The sequence below is a fragment of the Flavobacterium sp. UGB4466 genome (genome assembly GCF_903469665.1).
Classification (GTDB): domain Bacteria; phylum Bacteroidota; class Bacteroidia; order Flavobacteriales; family Flavobacteriaceae; genus Flavobacterium; species Flavobacterium lipolyticum.
The window spans coordinates 73,910-92,662 of the sequence record NZ_CAGKLC010000003.1; the positions used below are offsets into that span (position 1 = coordinate 73,910).

Below are 18,753 nucleotides of genomic sequence, written 5' to 3' on the forward strand. Positions count from 1 at the left end.
GCACTTCTCAAAATCCTAAGAGCGCTTAGTTTTTAACAGGTTATAGGGAGTAAAAAAGGGCTGAAAGCCCAAAAGCACGAGCATGGCGCAACGCGCTATGTATGAATAATAATAATACCCAATGCCCTGTAAGGGCTAAAGCAGATTGACACCAATAAACAAATTTTTTATTTTTTGGTTTTCCGAATAGTCTTATTTACCAAATACAGTCCCGTTAAGGTTACGATGGTACCAATCGCGATCGCCTGCGTAAGGGTTTCTCCAAAGATGAACGAGCCTAAAATCATCGCAACAATTGGATTGATGTACACATAAATACTGCTGATCTCTGTTGGAAGATGCTGCAGCGAATAGATAAAAGCGATGAAAGTTAAAACCGACCCAATAAGAACCAGATAGGCAATAGACCACAAAGAAGGCAGTGGAATTTCGCTTAGGGGAATATTAACTCCTGCAGCTTCCGTAACTCCAAAAAGAAAAACACTGGAAATCAGCATTTGCAACCCTAAACTGAAATAGGGGTTAAAACTGGATGCTTGTTTCTTTGTTTCGAGTATTCCGAAAGCCCAGGTTATGGTAGAAGCCGTCATCAGTATAATTCCAAATTGAAAATCAGGTCGGAGAAAATCAGAGATATAGTCCATAAAAATAATACAGACCCCTCCAAAACTGATCAGGATGCCTATCAAAGCCATTTTGGCAATTTTTTGACCGTTAAAGAAGTTGATGATAATAATCCAGATCGGAAATAAAGCACTAATGATCGCTCCAAGTCCACTGCTCATGTATTTTACACCCCAGGTGCTTAAACCGTTGCTGCATACAAAATTCAAAAAGGACAAAATTAGGATCGTACGCCACTGTCTGCCTTTTGGCCAGGGCTGTTTTTTCAGAAGAAAATATCCGACATATAAAATTCCGCCTAAAAACTGACGAATGGTGGCCAGCTGTAAAGCAGGCATGTGTTTTACGCCTTCTTTAGAGGCCAGCCAGGTGGTTCCCCAAAAAAAACTTACCCAGCATAAAGCCAAAATCGGTAATCCGATAGCTTCAATTTTTCCTGAAACGGCATTTTGAATTTTTGCTTTCACTTTTATTTCAATTCGGTGTAACAAATATTCGAAAAAGTATTCTAATATAGAGTTAAAAACCGATGATAAAAACATGAAAATATTTGAGAAGATCTATTTTGATGTTATAATATTGGAGTTTTTACAATTATTTTAAAAAATTTAACATTACGTTCCGGATATTAGGAATACGTTTGTACAACCACCAAAACTTAAATATAAATGAAAAGACAATTTAGCAGACCTTTGTTCTGCGCCCTTTTTTCAGCAGTTTCATTTACAGCAGTCAATGCTCAGAATGCAACTTCCAAAGAACCAGGTATTAATGTTTCGTACATGAATCCTAAAATCAGTGCCGGTCAGGACTTTTTCCAATATGTAAACGGAACCTGGCTTGACAAAACTCAAATTCCTAATGATCGTACCACATGGGGAAGTTTCAATGAGTTGATCAAAAAAACAGATAAAGACGCGATGTCTATTCTGAAAGAGGCTTCTAAAAATCCAAAGTACAAATCAGATACTGACCAGGGTAAAGCCGTAAACTTGTTTTCAACAATTTTAGATACAGTTGGGAGAAACAAAGCGGGCATAAAACCGCTGCAGCCTTACTTTAAAAAAATTGATGCGATTAAAAATGTTGCTGATCTTCAAAAATACCTGACTGAAATCGGACAGGAAGGGAATAGCGTATTTTTTGGAATTTATATTGGAGCCGATGAGAAAAATAGTTCTAAAAACTCCGTAATGCTTTATCCAAACAGATTAGGATTGCCGGATCAGGATTATTATATCTCTGAGGATAAAGATTCTAAAGAGAAGCGTTCAAAATATGTACTTCATTTGGCGAGAGTGATGCAGTTTACTGGCGAATCGCCGGAAAAAGCAAAGCAAAGTGCTGCCGGAATTTTAGCCTTAGAAACACAATTGTCAAAACCAAGACTGAATCGTGTAGAAAGCAGAGACAGTCGTTTGCAATACAATCCAATGACCGTTGCTGAACTTCAAAAATTAACGCCTGCTATTAATTGGGATGCTTATCTCTCAAGTCTTGGTTTGGCAAAATTGCAGAGTATAGTAGTGACGGAGCCTAAATACATGAAAGCTTTACAAACTGTTTTTACAGAGAATAAAGTAGCACTTTGGAAAGAATACCTGAAATGGGATTTGCTTAACTCTTATTCAAGTGAGTTGTCAACAGATTTGGAGACGGCTAATTTTGATTTTTACAGCAAGACCTTAAGAGGTGCGATCAAACAATTGCCACGTGAAGAAAAAGCATTGCAGGTGGTAAATTCAAGTGTTGGTGAAGCATTGGGTAAGTTATATGTAGAGAAAGTGTTTCCTGCTGAAGCAAAAGCAAAAGCGGTAGACATGATTCATAACGTAATTCAGGCATACAAAACCCGTATTAATAATTTGACCTGGATGTCTGCGGCTACAAAGATAAAAGCGATTGAAAAACTGGATAAACTTACTGTAAAAGTAGGGTATCCGGATAAATGGAAAGACTACTCGGCCCTTGAAATTAAAGGTGTAGCTGAGGGAGGAAGTTATTTCGAGAATATGGTAAATCTGTCTAAGTGGAATTTCAAAAAAGGAATCGACAAATTATACAAACCAGTTGATAAAACCGAGTGGGGAATGTCGCCACAGACTGTAAATGCTTATTTCAATCCATCGTACAACGAGATTGTATTCCCGGCAGCAATTTTACAGCCTCCGTTCTACAATTATCAGGCAGATGAAGCGGTGAACTACGGAGGTATCGGAGCGGTTATTGGTCATGAAATCTCTCATGGTTTTGATGATTCAGGCGCACGTTACAATGCCGAAGGAAACCTGGTAGACTGGTGGACACCGGAAGATTTAAAACAATTTACGGCACTTGGTACTGCTTTGGCAGATCAATACAGTGCTTTAGAGCCTTTACCGGGTATTCACGTTGATGGTAAATTTACGTTAGGCGAAAATATCGGTGATTTAGGTGGTATTAATGCTGCTTACGATGGTTTGCAGTTGTATTTAAAAGCGCATGGGAATCCGGGATTGATTGACGGATTTACTCCGGAGCAACGTTTCTTTATCTCATGGGCAACGGTGTGGAGAACCAAAACGAGAGACGAAGCCCTTAAAAATCAGGTAAAAACAGATCCGCATTCACCTGGAATGTACAGAGCTGTTGTTCCGGTTCAGAACGTAGATGCCTTTTACGATGCTTTCGGAATTAAAAAGGGAGACAAAATGTATGTTGATCCTGATAAAAGAGTAAAAATCTGGTAATAAATAAAACCATAGAAAACGACGCTAATTTAGCGTCGTTTTTGATTTCTGTAAAGATCTTTATCTGTTTTTTTCTCATGCAGATTTAGGAGATCTTTAATTTTAAGGATGTACTATAAAAATAAAGGAGTGTAAACCATCTAACTAATCATGGGTATAGAAGCAGGCCATAGTCTGAAGGCATTCCGGGAGTCAATTTTATGTGAAAAATTTAACATGACGTTTGGAATAATTAGAATATGTTTGTGTATATACTAAAAACTACAAATAAAAATGATCAAACAACTACGAAAACCAATGTTTTGTGTTGTTTCTGCAATGGTTACCATTACCGCAGTAAACGCACAAAGTGCAAAACCAAAAGAGCCCGGTATCAATCTGTCTAATATGAATACCAAAGTAAGTCCGAAAGAAGATTTCTTTAAGTATGTAAACGGGACCTGGTTAGACAAAACTGAAATTCCTGGTGATAGAAATTCCTGGGGAAGTTTCAATGAACTACGTCAGAAAACGGACAATGATGCACTTGCTATCTTAAAAGAAGCATCAAAAGATCCTAAGTACAAATCCAATACAGATCAGGGTAAAGCGATTGCTTTATTCAATACGATTTTAGATACTGTTGGACGCAATAAAAGAGGAGTTACACCGCTTCAGCCTTTCTTAAAAAAGATCGATGCCATTAAAAATGTAACAGATCTTCAAAACTTCTTTATCGAAATGCAGCCACAAGGCGGTATTGGTTTCTTTGGTGTTTTTGTTGGTGCTGATGCTAAAAACAGTAACAAAAACACGGTTAACTTAAGTCCGGGTGGTTTAGGATTATCGGACAAAGATTATTACAACGCTGATGATAAAGATTCAAAAGAAAAACGTGAGAAGTATGAAGTACACGTTGCCAGAATGTTACAGTTTATTGGTGAATCTCCTGCAAAAGCAAAAGAAAGTGCCAAGCAAATTCTGGCTTTAGAAATCGAATTGTCTGCTCCAAGATTAGATCGTGTAGAGCGCAGAGACCGTAGAAAACAGTACAATCCAACAGCAATTGCTGATTTAAAAAAGAACACGCCTTCTATCCAATGGGAAAAATATTTTACCGGAATTGGAATGGCAAAATTGGATAGTGTAAATGTGGCGCAACCGCGTTATATGATCGCTTTGGAAAAGACATTTTCGGAAAAGAAAGTAGAGGCCTGGAAAGAATACTTAAAATGGTCTTTATTAAACAGAACCGCTTCAACTTTGAGTACAGATATCGAAAATGCTAATTTTGATTTCTACGGAAAAACGTTGACAGGTGCTTTAAAACAACGTCCTCGTGAAGAAATGGCGTTACAGGTAATTAATACTGCTACCGGTGAAGCCTTAGGAAAATTGTATGTAGAGAAATTATTCCCTGCTGAAGCAAAAGACAAAGCAAAGAAAATGATTGCTAATGTAATGTTAGCTTACGAAAACAGAATTAATGCATTGCCTTGGATGTCACAACAAACCAAAGTAAAAGCCATTGAGAAATTGAAGAAACTAACCATTAAAATCGGATATCCTGATAAATGGAAAGACTATTCAGCATTAGAGCTTAAAAATGTAGGGGAAGGCGGAACCTATTTTGACAATATGAGAAGCATCTCAAAATGGGCTTATGCTGAGAACCTGGCTAAATTAGGAAAACCGGTTGATAAAACAGAATGGGGAATGTCTCCACAAACGGTAAATGCTTACTTCAACCCATCTTACAACGAGATTGTTTTCCCGGCAGCGATCCTTCAACCGCCTTTTTACAATTATCAAGCGGACGAAGCTGTGAACTACGGTGGAATTGGAGCAGTAATCGGACACGAGATTTCTCACGGATTTGATGATTCAGGAGCACGTTACAATGCTGACGGTAATCTTGTAGACTGGTGGACTCCGGAAGATTTAAAACAATTTACAGCTCTTGGAGCAGCCCTTGCAGCACAGTACAGCGCTTTAGAGCCTCTGCCTGGAATTCACGTAGATGGTAAATTTACTTTAGGTGAAAACATCGGAGACTTAGGTGGAATTAATGCAGCTTACGATGGATTGCAATTGTATTTGAAAGCCAATGGAAATCCGGGATTAATTGACGGATTTACGCCAGAGCAGCGTTTCTTTATTTCTTGGGCTACGGTATGGAGAACGAAATCTAGAGATGAGGCTATAAAAAGCCAGGTTAAAACAGATCCGCATTCACCTGGAATGTACAGAGCTGTAGTGCCAATTCAAAATGTTGATGCTTTTTACAAGGCTTTCGATATTAAAAAAGGAGACAAAATGTATATTGATCCTGATAAAAGAGTTAAAATCTGGTAACAGAAGATCCATAAAAAACGGCGCTAATTTTAGCGCCGTTTTTGTTTTTGTATTTATGAGATCGCAATAAATATATCTACTGCCGCATCTTCAGGATTTTGAGCCTGTTCCCCGTAAATTTCAAAATCTTCGGTATAAAGTCTGTCTAAATCCGAGTTCCAAATTTTCATCCATTCGTTAATCACAATACCATCGGCCAGATTGCCTTTGGCTGTAAACTTTTGGTAATGAACTCCGGAGATTGTTTTGGCAACCATTCCTTCCGGGATAATAGTTAGATTTTCTACTACACAGCCCAATATAGTGGTATAAGGACGTGTATAATCCTTCTCATAGTCCGTATAGATACAATAGATCGCATTACTAGTTTTATTGGGAATTTTTTGAAGAATTCCTTCTGACATAAATCGATTCCAAAGTGCCGGAATATCTGTTCCCGATTGGCCATTTTCGTTAGTCGTTCGTATTGAAATACCAATCACATTGAATTTTTGTTCCATCTTAGCTGTTTTTTGTTAAGCTGTAAAGGTAAAATGTTGCAATGACAACAGTATGTCAGCAGGAAACGATAATTTTACTTTAAATGGCTGTAAATATAGGTTTCAATTGCTTTTAGCTCTTCATCCGACATTGCCTGTGTTACCGGAAAATTAGTCTTCATAACAGCAAACTGACTCGGGTCAACAATAGGGTCGGCATTTCCTTTCAGGAAAGTAACAATGTCTCCGTTTTTGTCTTTGTATATTTTGGCTATTTCCTGAATACTTGGGCCAATTACTTTTTTGTCTGGCTGGTGGCAGGAGAAACAATTTCCCTGTCCTTCAAAAATTTGTTTTCCAAATTCTTCCGGAGTTTTGGCTTTTGCTGTTTCTCCTTCTGAATAGGCTTCCGTTGTAGTTTCAACTGGCGTTTCTGCAGTTTCTTTTTTACAGGATGCAAACGCTAAAACGGCTGATAAGAATAGTATTTTTTTCATATTATTTATTTAGTAAGACTGCTGCTTCTTTTGCAAAATAGGTTGTGATAATATTGGCACCTGCGCGCTTAATGCAATAAAGTTGCTCTAACATAATTTTGTCGTGATCAAGCCACCCTCTTTCTGCTGCGGCCTTTACCATAGCGTACTCACCAGATACTTGGTAAACAGCAACCGGTACCTGAACGGCATTTTTTACCTCACGAACAATGTCTAAATAAGCAATTCCCGGTTTTACCATAACGATATCTGCACCCTCTTCAACATCTAATAAAGCTTCACGAATTCCTTCAATTCGGTTGGCATAATCCATTTGGTACGTCTTCTTATCTTTTGGGATATTTTGAGAATCTACAGGAGCAGAATCTAATGCGTCACGAAATGGTCCGTAAAATGCCGAAGCATATTTGGCACTGTAGCTCATGATTCCCACATTGTGGTGTCCGTTTTCTTCCAATGCTTTTCTAATAGCTAAAACCCTTCCGTCCATCATATCACTTGGTGCAACAAAATCGGCTCCGGCTTCGGCGTGGCTTAAACTCATTCGGGTTAACGCATCAACCGTAGGATCATTCAGAAGCTGTCCGTTTTCTATAATTCCGTCATGACCATAAATTGAGTAAGGATCGAGAGCCACGTCCGGCATTACAATCATTTCAGGAACAGCATCTTTTATCGCGCGGATGGTTTGTTGCATCAAACCGTCTTTGTTCCAGGCTTCGACACCTTTGTTGTCTTTTAAATGATCGCTGATTTTTACGTAGATGTTCACCGCTTTAATGCCTAAATCCCAGGCTTCTTTTACTTCTTTAATGGTGTTGTCGAGAGAATGACGGTAAATTCCCGGCATAGACGGTATGGCTACTTTTACATCTTTTCCTTCAGTAACAAACATCGGAAGCATAAAATCCTGTGGACTTAAACTGGTTTCACGAACTAAAGAACGAATGGATTCATTGGTTCTTAAACGGCGGTTTCTTTGTAATGGGAACATAAAAATTTAGATTTTAGATTTTAGATTTTAGATTGCAACCCATTTCTTCGAAATATGATGGAGAATCCTACTTTCTAAAGTGTATTGTTTTTTGTTTTTTTGAAGATTGTGTTACTTTTTAATAAGTGGCACAAAGTTAAAGAAAAAGGAACAGAATTAGGCATTTAGCCTCCGGTGGAATCCGTTAATATTATCTAAAAATTTGTGGAATATGGCAGTTACATCTTCGTTCGTTAAGTTTTAAAAGCAATTGGTGATCTAAATTTAGAATTAACTTTCAGACTCTGGTTTTTTTGAATATTTACCTATAAATTTGTCTAATGAAGAAATTTCTCGCATTATGCTGTTGTTTACTGCTAACCAGCTGTTTTGAAATAACAGAAAGAATCAAACATCACGAGGATCAAAGTGGAGAATACACACTCATGGTTGACTTTTCGAAATCATGGTTTAAGACAAAATCGGCCATGTGGATGGAAGAGGTTGATGGTGTAAAAATCCCAAACGAACAGGAAATCACCAAAAAACTGGAAGATTTTAAAGTCAAAGCCTTAAAAATTGACGGTATTACCAATGTAACCACTAAAACTGATTTTAATCAGTATGTTTTTATTATCAAACTCAATTATGCCAATTTGAAAGCACTCAATGCTGTTGTTAATACGATAAACAATCAGAGCAATCAAGTTCATTTTAGCAGCAATACCAAAAGTTTTGAAAGGATCGCCTCTTATCCGGTTCCTGAAAAAGTAGTAAAAGATCCAAAGAAAAAGGAAGATCTGGAAGCGGCAAGTATTACAGCGATTTATACTTTTGATAAAGATGTTAAGGCCGTAGAGAATCCGAACAGCAGAATTTCACCAAACAAAAAGACCGTTTTCTTAAAACAAAGTATGTACAGCGTACTTAAAAAATCGGCCCTAATGAACAATACAATCCAATTAACCCCTTGATTTATGAAGCAATTTTACATTTTATTTTTAATATTGGCCACCCATTTGACTTTTGGACAGATCAATTCAAAATCCTACGATTATTTTGTGCAGTTTAACGGAGATCAGCTTTCGAAAAAAGTAAGCGTTGATCAAATATTAAATCATCCGTTAATTAGCAAATACAAAGAAGGTAAAGCCAGTCTCGATCTTAAGAAATATACCGCTCTTTTTAAGTTGGATCAAAAGATAACCGTTCATGGTAACTTCACAGACAGTATTCCGTATTATCAGGTGACACTTCCGATTAAAAACAAAGAAGCAGTGAAGCAGTTTTTAATTGAAGAGCATACAAAGAATAAAAACACGGATTCAGTTGAGGTTCCCGTAATTCAGGATTATGGCAAATACGCTGTTTTTACACCAAAATATCAAAAGACTTCATTTGTCTGGAACGATAATTATCTGGTGTTGATTGAATTGACTAAAAAATACAAGCCAAAATCATACGATTGGGAAGACAGAACGCAGGATTCTATTGCGATAGATGAACCTTATCAGGAAACTTCAACGGAAACAACAGCAGAACCTGCGCAATCGGCTGAAGAGGCTGCGGCGAGTGCTGCAAAAGAAACAGAAGAAGCTGTAGCGGTGTCTAATGCCGAATACGAGAAAGCAGAGGCCGATTTTAATCTTTTGCAGAAAGAACAGCAAAGTCTTTTTATCAAGTCATTGTTCGAAAATGGATTCATGGCTCCGGTTTCAGAGAAGGTAAACGCCGCGGCAGATATTTCGTCCTGGCTGAATTACAGTTCGGCGATGACCAGTTTAAATTCGGCTTATGGTCTTTTATCGAAATTCACCAGTTACAATAAGTTTTTACCCATGCAGAATAATGCGGCAAATATGGTAAAAGGAATTAATCTGGATTTTTATTTTGAGAATGACAACGCCCGTATTGAAGAAGTGATTGAATATGCTGAACCAATGGCGGCTATCGTGGGAAAAATGACGGACAGAAAAATCAACAAAAACATTTTTAATTATTTTCCGGATGAAAAACCTTTAGGATATATGTCTTATCATATCAATACGAAGGCGGCACTGGAAAAATTTCCAACGTTAGTGGCAGATTTATTTCAAAGTCAGTATTTAGTAAAAGAAGACTTGACGATTATTACGGATTTAATTTCGACGATCGTGGACGAAGAAGCTACAGCGACGCTTTTTGATGGTGATTTAAGTATGTTTTTGTATCATGTAAATGAAGTTGAGGTAACTAAGAAAATATATGGGTATGATGAAAATTATGAAGAGAAGATCACAGAGGAAAAAGTGAAGAAGAACATTCCGTTATTCTCTATGGTATTTACTTCAACCCATCCTACTTTTGGTGATAAGTTAATCCAATTAGGACTGCGCAAAAAATTCCTGGAACAAAAGGGAGATTTTTATGAAATTTTTGGAACGGAAGACTATGGAACTATTTTTATTAAAAAAGACAAAGATGTGGTTATGATAGCCAATACTTTAGATTATTTTAATGACGGAAAAGGAGTTTTTGTTAAGGAAGCAAAAAAGGAATTAAAGAAAAATTACATCTCCGGAAAGTTAAATTTTGCAAGGGCATCATTTGCTTATGAGAATTCTGGTAAAGCAAAAGGAAAAGATTCAGAAAAATTGAAACGATTGTCAGAGCAGTTTAGTGATATTGCCGTGCAGTCTCCTAAAAAACTGATCGATAACAAATTGAAATTTGAGTTGAAATTAAACGCTTTAAAATCAGATAAAAATATCATCTTGCAAACGTTGGACTTGGCAGAAGAATTGAGTAAATAATCTAAAGCTCACTATAAAATCAAAATCCCCGAAAGAGATCAAATCTTTTTCGGGGATTTTTTATTCTGATTTTAGAGGATTGATGCCTCATAAATTCCCTTAATGGATTTTTCAAGTTTTGTATTAAATTCATCGTCAGACTGGCCAAATGTTAATCCCTCAGAAAGTGCTCGCGAGAAGCTGGCAATCAATCCGTGATTTAGAGCCAGTTTTTGGTTGGCCTCTTCCTGCCCATAACCTCCGGACAATGCCACTACACGTACGACATGCGGATCAGACATTAATTCTTGGTAAAAATCATTTACGGTTGGAATCGAAAGTTTCAGCATTACTTTTACTTCTTTGTCCAGTAAATTAAGCTGCTTGATGATTTCTGCTTTTAGAATTTCTTCTGATTTTTCTTTGTCGATGCTATAAATATCAACCTCCGGTTCAATAATTGGAACAAGGCCTTTGTTAAATATTTGAAGTCCTACTGCAAATTGTTGTTCAACGACTTCGCGAATTCCCGTAGCATTGGCTTCTTTGATTACAGAACGCATCTTGGTTCCGAAAACATTGCGTTCTACAGCGCGAGTTAACAATTCGTTCAGATTAGAAATGGGTTTCATGAGTTGTACCCCGTTTGCGAGCTCAGCAAGACCTTTGTCTACTTTTAGAAAAGGAACGATATTTTTATGCTCCCACAAATAATCCGCAGTCCATTGCCCGTTGATTTTGCGGTCCATCGTATTTTCGAACAAAATAGCTCCCAGAATATATTCGCTGCTAAAGGCAGGACTTTTAATAATTCGGGTTCTCATTTCATGTACGAGGGTGTACATTTCTTCTTCGTTTGTATAACTGCTTTCCTGTACACCGTATTGTGCTAATGCTTTTGGTGTACTTCCGCCACTTTGATCTAATGCAGCAATAAATCCTTTTCCGGTCTGCATGCGGTTCAATTGTGTGGTATTCAATGCCTCTCTCTTTTTCATAATAATGATTTTAAGATAAATTACTTATGTTGAATCCGTTTGTTGTAACTCATTCGAACACATAGAAATATAGATTTTGCATCGATAAAAAAGAAATACACTTCATTTAAATACACATATCCGTCTATTTGAAAGAAATAGATTTCTTTTTTTGTTCTCTTTTTTAAACCTATAAAATCTATGTTTCTATGTGTTAAATCAATTTTTCGTATTATGCCGATGCAGTTTATGTTGAGTGTTTTTGCTGCCGTTTTTTCCGGACAATTTCAGAACGTATTAAAGTCCGGTTTTCTGATTTATTTTTTCGTAAACCTCTTTTACTTTTTTCGGAGGATCAAAACGATAGCCAATACTTAGCTTTAAAGTTGAAATATTGTCATTCAATAGGGCATCCGTATTGTTGTTCTGAATGAAATTAACCGTGTTTAAATTCACAAAACCGAAAAAACGATCCCTATTGTAGGCAAGCTTTAAATTAAAGTCTAATTCAAGCAAAGCAGAGGTTACTTTATCAATATTGTTAATTCCTGCACCAACTGCGATTCCTGCACCAATTAAAACGTGATCACTTATCACAAAATTATAAAAGTAGGAGGGGGCTAACGAAAAAACATAAATTTCGCCATCTGAAGAGTCTGGCGTATTGTTCAGATTGATATTGGTATAATAAAAGGAGAAAGTCGGAATGAAACTTCCGGAGCTTTTGGTCTGCCATTCGTTTTGGTTGACTAATGTTTTATACGAGAAATTATCATTAAAGATGTAAGATGTCGCTCCTCCAATTTTGGTGGTGCGCATATGCGGATAGGCGATCTGAAAGTTTTCATCACCGACATAAAATCCTTTTTGATTGATAAAAGTAAAAGATTGCATCCACTTTTTAAAATAAAAACGGGTGTTGAAACTGAACAGCTTGGAGCCTGAATTGTCTTTGTTTACAGTAAAAAATTTCGGTGCAAAGCCAAAACTGATGTCTATAAATTTGTAACTTAAACCGATCCCCAGTTGTTCTCGTCGATTGGGACTTAATTCAAAATATTTTTTTTCTCCTTCGGAATCAGAACCAATCTGAAAATTGTTTGATGTGTCTAAATAATAAACAGTGCTGGTGACTTTATCGTCATAAGACTTAAAATAAGGGTTGTGCGATGTATCATTTTGAGCAAAACACCCTAAAAAGCTAGCGAGGAATACGATATAAATCAGCTTTAAGTTCATTGGTTTAAAATTGCAATTATCTGGAATTTAACGAAGAGGAATTACTATTTTTTAATATGTCACCCCTTCGGGGTTTAAAAACTAAATCTACAAAAAAATATATAAATATGTCGTCCCGTTGGGACTCTGATATGTATTGGTTTAGATTTTTTTGAGGTATTGTGTTAGTTTTAGAATTCCATTATTTTTTACAGAGCTCCGAAGGAGCAGCATATCTATAGAATATGAGCATTAGATTTTTTAAGCTCCGGAGGAGCGATATATTTATTGCGGTATGTTTGTAATGATATATTATTCGTTGACATCGTCAAACAAATATTCGTTTTTAAAATCAACGTTAAACGATTTCAAAAAACCGATATATTCCTCTTTGAATGTTTTTGTTTTGTGATGTTCTTCTTGATTTTCAATGTATCGTATAACATTTGTCAAATGGGAATGACTGTACGAAAAGGCTCCAAAGCCGGTTTGCCATTCAAATTTTCCATTTACCCACTTGCTGTCATTTATGAATTTTGAAGAATTTGCTTTAATATCTCTTACTAAATCCGATATCGACTTATCTGGTTTTAATCCAATCAAGATATGAATATGATCCGGCATTCCGTTAATAGCAATTAGTTTTTGACCTTTATTGCTAATAATACCGGTCATGTATTTATAGAGTTCGTCTTTCCAATTTTTGGAAATCAGATTTTGCCGGCCTTTAACGGTGAAAACAATATGAATGTATAATTGAGAATAGGTGCTTGCCATACTAACAGATTTTTATAGATATCGTCCTTATGGGTTTAAAGACTAAATCTACAAAAATCTATTGACGGGATATTATTTTTTGAAAGAATTTTTTTATAAAAAAAAACAAATAGAGTCTAGTGTAATTCAACCCAGTCAACAGGGTTTTCCAATACCTGAATCAATTTTTCCTCAACACTTCCGGCTTCTGCATGATGATCGTAAACCCACTGCACATGTGGAGGTAAACTCATTAAAATGCTTTCAATTCTTCCGTTGGTTTTCAAACCAAACAAGGTGCCTTTATCATGAACTAAATTGAATTCGACATAACGACCACGGCGGATTTCCTGCCAATTTCTATTTTCGGCTGTGTATTCCAGATTTTTTCTTCTTTCTACAATCGGAACATAAGCTTCCAGGAAACTGTTCCCCACTTCGGTTACAAAACTGTACCAGTCTTCCATTGACATGGTTTCGGTTGCTTTGCAATAATCAAAAAACAAACCGCCAATACCTCGTGCTTCGTTTCGGTGAGCATTCCAAAAATAGGCATCACATTGTTTCTTATACTTAGGATAGAACTCCGGATTATGTTTGTCACAAGCCGTTTTACAGGTCTGATGAAAGTGAACAGCATCTTCTTCAAATAAATAGTAAGGAGTTAGATCCTGTCCGCCGCCAAACCACTGCTGAATTACTTTTCTTGGACCTGTACTGGACGAAGACGAAGTATCATACATTTCAAAGTAACGCCAGTTCGCATGAACTGTTGGAGCCATTGGGTTTTTAGGATGAAGAACCAGACTTAACCCGCAGGCAAAAAAATCGGCTTCGTCTACATTAAACATTTTCTGCATGGCCTCCGGCAGTTTTCCGTGAACGGCCGAAATATTGACACCGCCCTTTTCGAAAACGGCTCCGTTCTCGATTACACGTGTTCTTCCACCGCCACCTTCGGGACGTTTCCAAAGATCTTCGCGGAATTTTGCAGTTCCGTCAACCGCTTCTAATCCGGCACAAATCTGATCTTGTAATTGTTGTATGTAAGCGTAAAATTTATCTTTCATGGGTATTGTATTCTGATTTGAGTAATCCAAAGTAAACAACATCCTCCAGTGTTCCGTCGCTGTTTTTGAATTCGTCTCTTAATATTCCTTCTTGTTTAAAATGATGTTTTAAAGCGATCTGCTGACTTGCCTTGTTGATTTTTGAGGTACAGATGAATACTTTATTCATGTTTAAAGTATTGAAGCAAAAATCTAAGGTTTCGGAAACCATTTTTGAAGTAATACCTTTTCCCTGATAATCCTCATCAATAAAATAGCCCAGTTCACATTTTGAAATGCGATTGTCAATGCTTTTGATGCACAAATAGCCAATTAAAGCATTGGTTTTGTTGTCTCTCGGATAGAAAAAGTATCCTTCTTTATGATTTTCTTTGTCTTGGTTAAAAGCAAGAAACTGCTTTGTTTTTTCGAGATCCGGACAGTAAGAAAGTGTGACAGGAAACGTTTTTTGAATGTGGTCTCTATTCTTTTCGATGAGGTGGTAAAATTCCTCAGGAAGAATATGGGCAATCGTATCTGTTTTCCAATCTGTAAAAACCATTAGGATCTGTTTTTGGCCGAAGCAATTTTAGTATTTATCCCGAAAGAGAAAACCTTACTTTCTTGTTGGATATATTCATAAATAGCCAAAGCTTTATCGATAAGATTATAATTTTCAGCCTTAGAAAGTTCGATTAAAATATCCCCGAATTGTTCTAAATGTTCCCAATCAAAATGAAGCTGCATTAATAATGCGATCAAATCTTCATTTTTTTGACGGGATAAAGTTTCAAAGTCTAGCCTGATTTCTTTCAGCTGATTTTCAATATTTTCTTTTTCCGTATTATTCAAAGGATAAGGAACAAAAACAAGTGATCGTAACGTCTTGAGGACGTTATCAATTCTTATTTTTTCTTCGTCTCTTAAACCTTTGTTCAGCATTTTTTAGTTTTTGGCCTCAGTCCCAGTTTTGGTCTCAGTTTTCAGTTTGCTGGTAGGCAGCTGAAAACTGAGACTGCGTACTGATAACTAGTTTCCGTATTCTTTAACCGCGTCAATAAACGCTTTAGCATGATCTACAGGGATATTTGGTAAAATCCCATGACCTAAATTTACGATATATTTGTCTTTTCCGAATTCGTCGATCATTTCGTGAACCATTTTTTTGATGGTTGGAATTGGAGAAAGTAATCTTGAAGGATCGAAATTACCTTGTAAAGTAATATTTCCACCTGATAAATAACGAGCATTTCTAGGAGTACAAGTCCAGTCTACACCAAGTGCTGAAGCTTTACTTTTACCCATTTCGCCTAAGGCAAACCAGCATCCTTTTCCGAACACAATAACAGGAGTAACTTCTGCCAACGCATCGATAATTTGGTTGATGTATTTCCAGGAGAATTCCTGATAGTCAACCGGAGAAAGCATTCCTCCCCAGGAATCAAAAATCTGAACGGCATTAACCCCCGCTTTTACTTTTTCTTTTAAGTATAAAATCGTCGTATCTGTAATTTTTTGTAATAAAGTGTGTGCTGCAACCGGGTTTGAAAAGCAAAATCCTTTAGCAGTATCAAAACTTTTAGAGCCTTTTCCTTCAACAGCATAACAAAAGATGGTCCAGGGTGAACCCGCGAAACCAATTAAGGGCACTTCGTCGTTCAGCATTTCTTTAGTCAGTTTAATGGCATCAAAGACATATCCTAAAGTTTCATTTACATCCGGCACAAAAACCTGATTTACCTGCTCCATTGTACGAATCGGATCCGGAATAATTGGACCTAAATTGTCTTTCAATTCTACATGAATACCCATTGCACGTGGAACCACTAGAATATCCGAGAATAAAATAGCAGCATCAGGAGCAATTCTGCGAATAGGCTGAACAGTAATTTCGGCAGCCAGTTCCGGAGTTTCACATCTGGTGAAAAAATCATATTTATCACGTAAAGCTCTAAATTCAGGTAAATATCTCCCAGCCTGACGCATCATCCAAACAGGTGGACGTTGAACGGTTTCTCCTTTTAGTGCTTTTAAAAATAGGTCGTTTTTTAACATTGTTTTTTTGCTTTAGGCTTTAAGCTTTAGGCTTTAAGCGATGTTTGTTTTTTATTTTTTGTGTTTGCTTGCAGCCTAGAGCTTAAAGCATACGGCGATTATTTATATTCTTGTAAAACATCTTCAATCACATCCTCAACGGTAGGCTGATCTGCAATAACGATATTTTTGGTAATTTTTTCTAGAGCTTCCGCAGTAGTTTCACCAATGCAAAAGCAGATTTCTTTTTTAATCGAATTCTCTTTCAGATAACTTTGTACACCTGATGGACTGAAAAACAGAATAGCATCAATAGGAGTCTTTATTTTCTGAGGGGTCAAAGAAGTATTATAAACCTGAATTTCATTGAATTTTAGCTCCGCTTCTTTTAAGGCTTTGGGTAAAGTTTCTCGGCGAAGATTTCCGCTGAAAAAAGTATAACTTTCACTGCGGTATATTAAAGTGATAATTTCGGCTAAATCGGCAGCATAACCAGTGTAAGCTACTACATTGAATCCGTTTTCTGATAAGAGGATCTTGGTTTTTAAGCCAACGCAAAATACATTTTTACTTTTCAGTTCTTCCGATTTGGGATGGGAGAGAACACTATGAACGGCATTCTGACTTGTAAAAATCAAATTATCGTTGAGGTCTTTTATTTCGAAAGGTTTATTTTCGGTTTGAATAAAATCGGCTTCAATAACTTCAAGATGAGCGGCTGTTAAGGCTTGTCTTTGCTCTGTTGAAAGCTTTTTTGTAGATACTATTTGAATTGATTTACTCATTATTTCTTCAAAGATTCTTTAATGGCTTGCATTAATTCTGTTCCGCCGTTGTTTAGAATTTCCTGAGCAGCAAAGAATCCCAGTTTTTTCCACTCTCCTATTTCAACAGTCTTGTTGATTTCCAGTTTTTGTTTTCCATCAACCGAAAGTAAAACACCCTGAAAGTGAAGTGTGTCCTCCTCTTCATTATAGCGAACCAAAGCTCCAATTGGCGCCGTACAGCCTCCTTCCAGAGTTCTTAAAAATTGACGTTCGATATAGGTGCAAATTTCAGTTTCAATATCGTTTAATTGTGATAGAGCTTCAAGGGCATAATTGTCGTTTTCCATGGCCACAACCACCATGGCCCCTTGTGCCGGTGCGGGAATCATCCAGTCCAGATCGATATAATTTTCCGGTTTTAAGTTGATACGCTCCAAACCAGCTGCAGCAAAAACTGCCCCGTCCCAGTTATTGTCCTGTAATTTTTGCATACGGGTATTAACATTTCCGCGTAAATCGACAACAGTATGATTGGGGTATTTGTTGAACCATTGCGCCTGACGACGTAAACTTCCGGTTGCGATTGTACTTGGATTGGCAAAATCAGGATTTCCTTTATGAACCAGAATATCAAGAACATTGGCTCTTTCTAAAACTGCTGCCTGAACAATACCTTTTGGTAAAGCTGTAGGTACATCCTTCATCGAGTGAACAGCAATATTTACATCACCATTAATCATAGCAACATCTAAGGTTTTGGTGAAGATTCCGGTGATGCCAAGTTCGTAAAGCGGTTTGTCAAGGATAATATCACCTGTAGATTTTACTGCAATAATTTCGGTTTTATAACCAAGATCGTTTAGTTTTTTCTCGACAGTGTGTGCTTGCCAAAGTGCCAATTCGCTATCGCGGGTTCCAATTCTGATTGTTTTTTCTGCCATTTTTATTTTTTAACCATTAAGATATTAAGGTTCATTAAGCTTTGTGTTGATTTTTTAAGGTAATGAAGCTGTTAATCTATTAGCCTTGTAAAATATTCATTTACAAGTGGTTTCATTGATTTTGTTATATTTAAAGTGTTGAAATTAATTAATAGTCCTTGAGGTCTCTGTAATAATTTCATATAAGTTAATAATTGTGCTTCGTGAATAGGTAATAGATTTTCTATTGCTTTTAGTTCAACAACTACACAATCATTAACAAGCAAATCTATTCTTAAATCAGATTCCAACTCAAGATTATAATATTCTATTTTAACACTTAGTTGTTGTTTAACATCATATCCGTTTTGCTCTAATTCATATTTGAGGCATTGCTCATAAATGCTCTCTAAAAGTCCCGGGCCTAAGGCTTTATGCACTTTTATAGCAAAACCGGTAATTTCATAAGCCAATTGAGTAACCTCCTTTTTTGTCATAGAACTTTTTGTTTGTAAACCATTATGATATTAAGTCATAGCTAGAATTAAAAACGCGAGATCCTTAATATTCTTTAGGTTATTTTTTTGCGTAAAAACTTAATTCTCTTAATGCCTTAATGGTAAAA

Annotated in this window: 18 protein-coding genes; 4 read left to right on the forward strand and 14 right to left on the reverse strand. The window is 36.7% G+C overall.

Annotated features, from left to right (window positions below):
- Positions 1–167 precede the first annotated feature (167 nt).
- The gene (locus JO950_RS01590) at positions 168–1,091 is read right to left on the reverse strand and encodes a DMT family transporter (RefSeq protein WP_237732259.1); all 924 of its coding nucleotides are present in this window, start codon (positions 1,089–1,091) and stop codon (positions 168–170) included.
- A gap of 201 nt (positions 1,092–1,292) precedes the next feature.
- Between JO950_RS01590 and JO950_RS01595 the strand changes: the two genes are divergently transcribed.
- Both JO950_RS01595 and JO950_RS01600 read left to right on the forward strand, forming a co-directional pair.
- Positions 1,293–3,353, forward strand: coding sequence for a M13 family metallopeptidase (locus JO950_RS01595; protein ID WP_202700757.1), 2,061 nt, complete (start codon positions 1,293–1,295; stop codon positions 3,351–3,353).
- A gap of 273 nt (positions 3,354–3,626) precedes the next feature.
- Positions 3,627–5,687: a M13 family metallopeptidase gene (locus JO950_RS01600; RefSeq protein WP_202700758.1), complete on the forward strand. Its 2,061-nt coding sequence runs from the start codon at positions 3,627–3,629 to the stop codon at positions 5,685–5,687.
- Between the two features lie 53 nt (positions 5,688–5,740).
- Here the strand turns inward: JO950_RS01600 and JO950_RS01605 are convergent, their stop codons facing one another.
- From JO950_RS01605 to hemB, 3 genes are all read right to left on the reverse strand, one after another.
- Positions 5,741–6,187: a GyrI-like domain-containing protein gene (locus JO950_RS01605; protein ID WP_202700759.1), complete on the reverse strand. Its 447-nt coding sequence runs from the start codon at positions 6,185–6,187 to the stop codon at positions 5,741–5,743.
- A gap of 74 nt (positions 6,188–6,261) precedes the next feature.
- Complete coding sequence (locus JO950_RS01610) at positions 6,262–6,663, reverse strand: c-type cytochrome (protein WP_202700760.1); 402 nt, start codon at positions 6,661–6,663, stop codon at positions 6,262–6,264.
- 1 nt (position 6,664) lies between these two features.
- On the reverse strand, positions 6,665–7,657 hold the full coding sequence (gene hemB / locus JO950_RS01615; RefSeq protein WP_202700761.1) for a porphobilinogen synthase: 993 nt from the start codon (positions 7,655–7,657) through the stop codon (positions 6,665–6,667).
- Positions 7,658–7,977: 320 nt separating this feature from the next.
- Between hemB and JO950_RS01620 the strand changes: the two genes are divergently transcribed.
- Together JO950_RS01620 and JO950_RS01625 are read left to right on the forward strand one after the other, a co-directional pair.
- On the forward strand, positions 7,978–8,610 hold the full coding sequence (locus JO950_RS01620) for a hypothetical protein (protein ID WP_202700762.1): 633 nt from the start codon (positions 7,978–7,980) through the stop codon (positions 8,608–8,610).
- A 3-nt stretch (positions 8,611–8,613) separates the two neighbouring features.
- Positions 8,614–10,428 carry a hypothetical protein gene (locus JO950_RS01625; RefSeq protein WP_202700763.1) on the forward strand — a complete coding sequence of 605 codons (1,815 nt, stop codon included), beginning with the start codon at positions 8,614–8,616 and terminating at the stop codon, positions 10,426–10,428.
- Between the two features lie 71 nt (positions 10,429–10,499).
- On the opposite strand, the gene JO950_RS01630 is transcribed toward JO950_RS01625, so the two are convergent.
- From JO950_RS01630 to JO950_RS01675, 10 genes are all read right to left on the reverse strand, one after another.
- Positions 10,500–11,387 carry a fructose bisphosphate aldolase gene (locus tag JO950_RS01630; protein ID WP_202700796.1) on the reverse strand — a complete coding sequence of 296 codons (888 nt, stop codon included), beginning with the start codon at positions 11,385–11,387 and terminating at the stop codon, positions 10,500–10,502.
- Positions 11,388–11,681: 294 nt separating this feature from the next.
- Complete coding sequence (locus JO950_RS01635) at positions 11,682–12,623, reverse strand: DUF4421 family protein (protein WP_202700764.1); 942 nt, start codon at positions 12,621–12,623, stop codon at positions 11,682–11,684.
- A gap of 291 nt (positions 12,624–12,914) precedes the next feature.
- Positions 12,915–13,379, reverse strand: coding sequence for an IS200/IS605 family transposase (gene tnpA / locus JO950_RS01640; protein WP_202700765.1), 465 nt, complete (start codon positions 13,377–13,379; stop codon positions 12,915–12,917).
- Positions 13,380–13,495: 116 nt separating this feature from the next.
- Positions 13,496–14,428, reverse strand: coding sequence for an oxygen-dependent coproporphyrinogen oxidase (gene hemF / locus JO950_RS01645; RefSeq protein WP_202700766.1), 933 nt, complete (start codon positions 14,426–14,428; stop codon positions 13,496–13,498).
- The gene (locus tag JO950_RS01650) at positions 14,418–14,969 is read right to left on the reverse strand and encodes a GNAT family N-acetyltransferase (protein WP_202700767.1); all 552 of its coding nucleotides are present in this window, start codon (positions 14,967–14,969) and stop codon (positions 14,418–14,420) included. Before JO950_RS01650 ends, hemF begins: the two co-directional genes overlap by 11 nt.
- Complete coding sequence (locus JO950_RS01655) at positions 14,969–15,349, reverse strand: hypothetical protein (RefSeq protein WP_202700768.1); 381 nt, start codon at positions 15,347–15,349, stop codon at positions 14,969–14,971. The genes JO950_RS01650 and JO950_RS01655 overlap by 1 nt, the downstream gene beginning before the upstream one ends.
- Before the next feature lie 87 nt (positions 15,350–15,436).
- Positions 15,437–16,462 carry a uroporphyrinogen decarboxylase gene (gene hemE / locus JO950_RS01660; RefSeq protein ID WP_017495819.1) on the reverse strand — a complete coding sequence of 342 codons (1,026 nt, stop codon included), beginning with the start codon at positions 16,460–16,462 and terminating at the stop codon, positions 15,437–15,439.
- 98 nt (positions 16,463–16,560) lie between these two features.
- The gene (locus JO950_RS01665) at positions 16,561–17,226 is read right to left on the reverse strand and encodes a uroporphyrinogen-III synthase (protein WP_202700769.1); all 666 of its coding nucleotides are present in this window, start codon (positions 17,224–17,226) and stop codon (positions 16,561–16,563) included.
- The gene (gene hemC / locus JO950_RS01670) at positions 17,226–18,149 is read right to left on the reverse strand and encodes a hydroxymethylbilane synthase (RefSeq protein ID WP_202700770.1); all 924 of its coding nucleotides are present in this window, start codon (positions 18,147–18,149) and stop codon (positions 17,226–17,228) included. The genes JO950_RS01665 and hemC overlap by 1 nt, the downstream gene beginning before the upstream one ends.
- A gap of 71 nt (positions 18,150–18,220) precedes the next feature.
- Positions 18,221–18,625: a GxxExxY protein gene (locus JO950_RS01675; protein ID WP_202700771.1), complete on the reverse strand. Its 405-nt coding sequence runs from the start codon at positions 18,623–18,625 to the stop codon at positions 18,221–18,223.
- Positions 18,626–18,753: the final 128 nt, after the last annotated feature.

Bases quoted from the DNA above. Each gene is read 5' to 3' on its own strand.
- JO950_RS01595 (WP_202700757.1), top strand. From the start codon at position 1,293: ATGAAAAGACAATTTAGCAGACCTTTGTTCTGCGCCCTTTTTTCAGCA.
- JO950_RS01600 (WP_202700758.1), top strand. From the start codon at position 3,627: ATGATCAAACAACTACGAAAACCAATGTTTTGTGTTGTTTCTGCAATG.
- JO950_RS01605 (WP_202700759.1), bottom strand. From the start codon at position 6,187: ATGGAACAAAAATTCAATGTGATTGGTATTTCAATACGAACGACTAAC.
- JO950_RS01610 (WP_202700760.1), bottom strand. From the start codon at position 6,663: ATGAAAAAAATACTATTCTTATCAGCCGTTTTAGCGTTTGCATCCTGT.
- hemB (WP_202700761.1), bottom strand. From the start codon at position 7,657: ATGTTCCCATTACAAAGAAACCGCCGTTTAAGAACCAATGAATCCATT.
- JO950_RS01620 (WP_202700762.1), top strand. From the start codon at position 7,978: ATGAAGAAATTTCTCGCATTATGCTGTTGTTTACTGCTAACCAGCTGT.
- JO950_RS01625 (WP_202700763.1), top strand. From the start codon at position 8,614: ATGAAGCAATTTTACATTTTATTTTTAATATTGGCCACCCATTTGACT.
- JO950_RS01635 (WP_202700764.1), bottom strand. From the start codon at position 12,623: ATGAACTTAAAGCTGATTTATATCGTATTCCTCGCTAGCTTTTTAGGG.
- tnpA (WP_202700765.1), bottom strand. From the start codon at position 13,379: ATGGCAAGCACCTATTCTCAATTATACATTCATATTGTTTTCACCGTT.
- hemF (WP_202700766.1), bottom strand. From the start codon at position 14,428: ATGAAAGATAAATTTTACGCTTACATACAACAATTACAAGATCAGATT.
- JO950_RS01650 (WP_202700767.1), bottom strand. From the start codon at position 14,969: ATGGTTTTTACAGATTGGAAAACAGATACGATTGCCCATATTCTTCCT.
- JO950_RS01655 (WP_202700768.1), bottom strand. From the start codon at position 15,349: ATGCTGAACAAAGGTTTAAGAGACGAAGAAAAAATAAGAATTGATAAC.
- hemE (WP_017495819.1), bottom strand. From the start codon at position 16,462: ATGTTAAAAAACGACCTATTTTTAAAAGCACTAAAAGGAGAAACCGTT.
- JO950_RS01665 (WP_202700769.1), bottom strand. From the start codon at position 17,226: ATGAGTAAATCAATTCAAATAGTATCTACAAAAAAGCTTTCAACAGAG.
- hemC (WP_202700770.1), bottom strand. From the start codon at position 18,149: ATGGCAGAAAAAACAATCAGAATTGGAACCCGCGATAGCGAATTGGCA.
- JO950_RS01675 (WP_202700771.1), bottom strand. From the start codon at position 18,625: ATGACAAAAAAGGAGGTTACTCAATTGGCTTATGAAATTACCGGTTTT.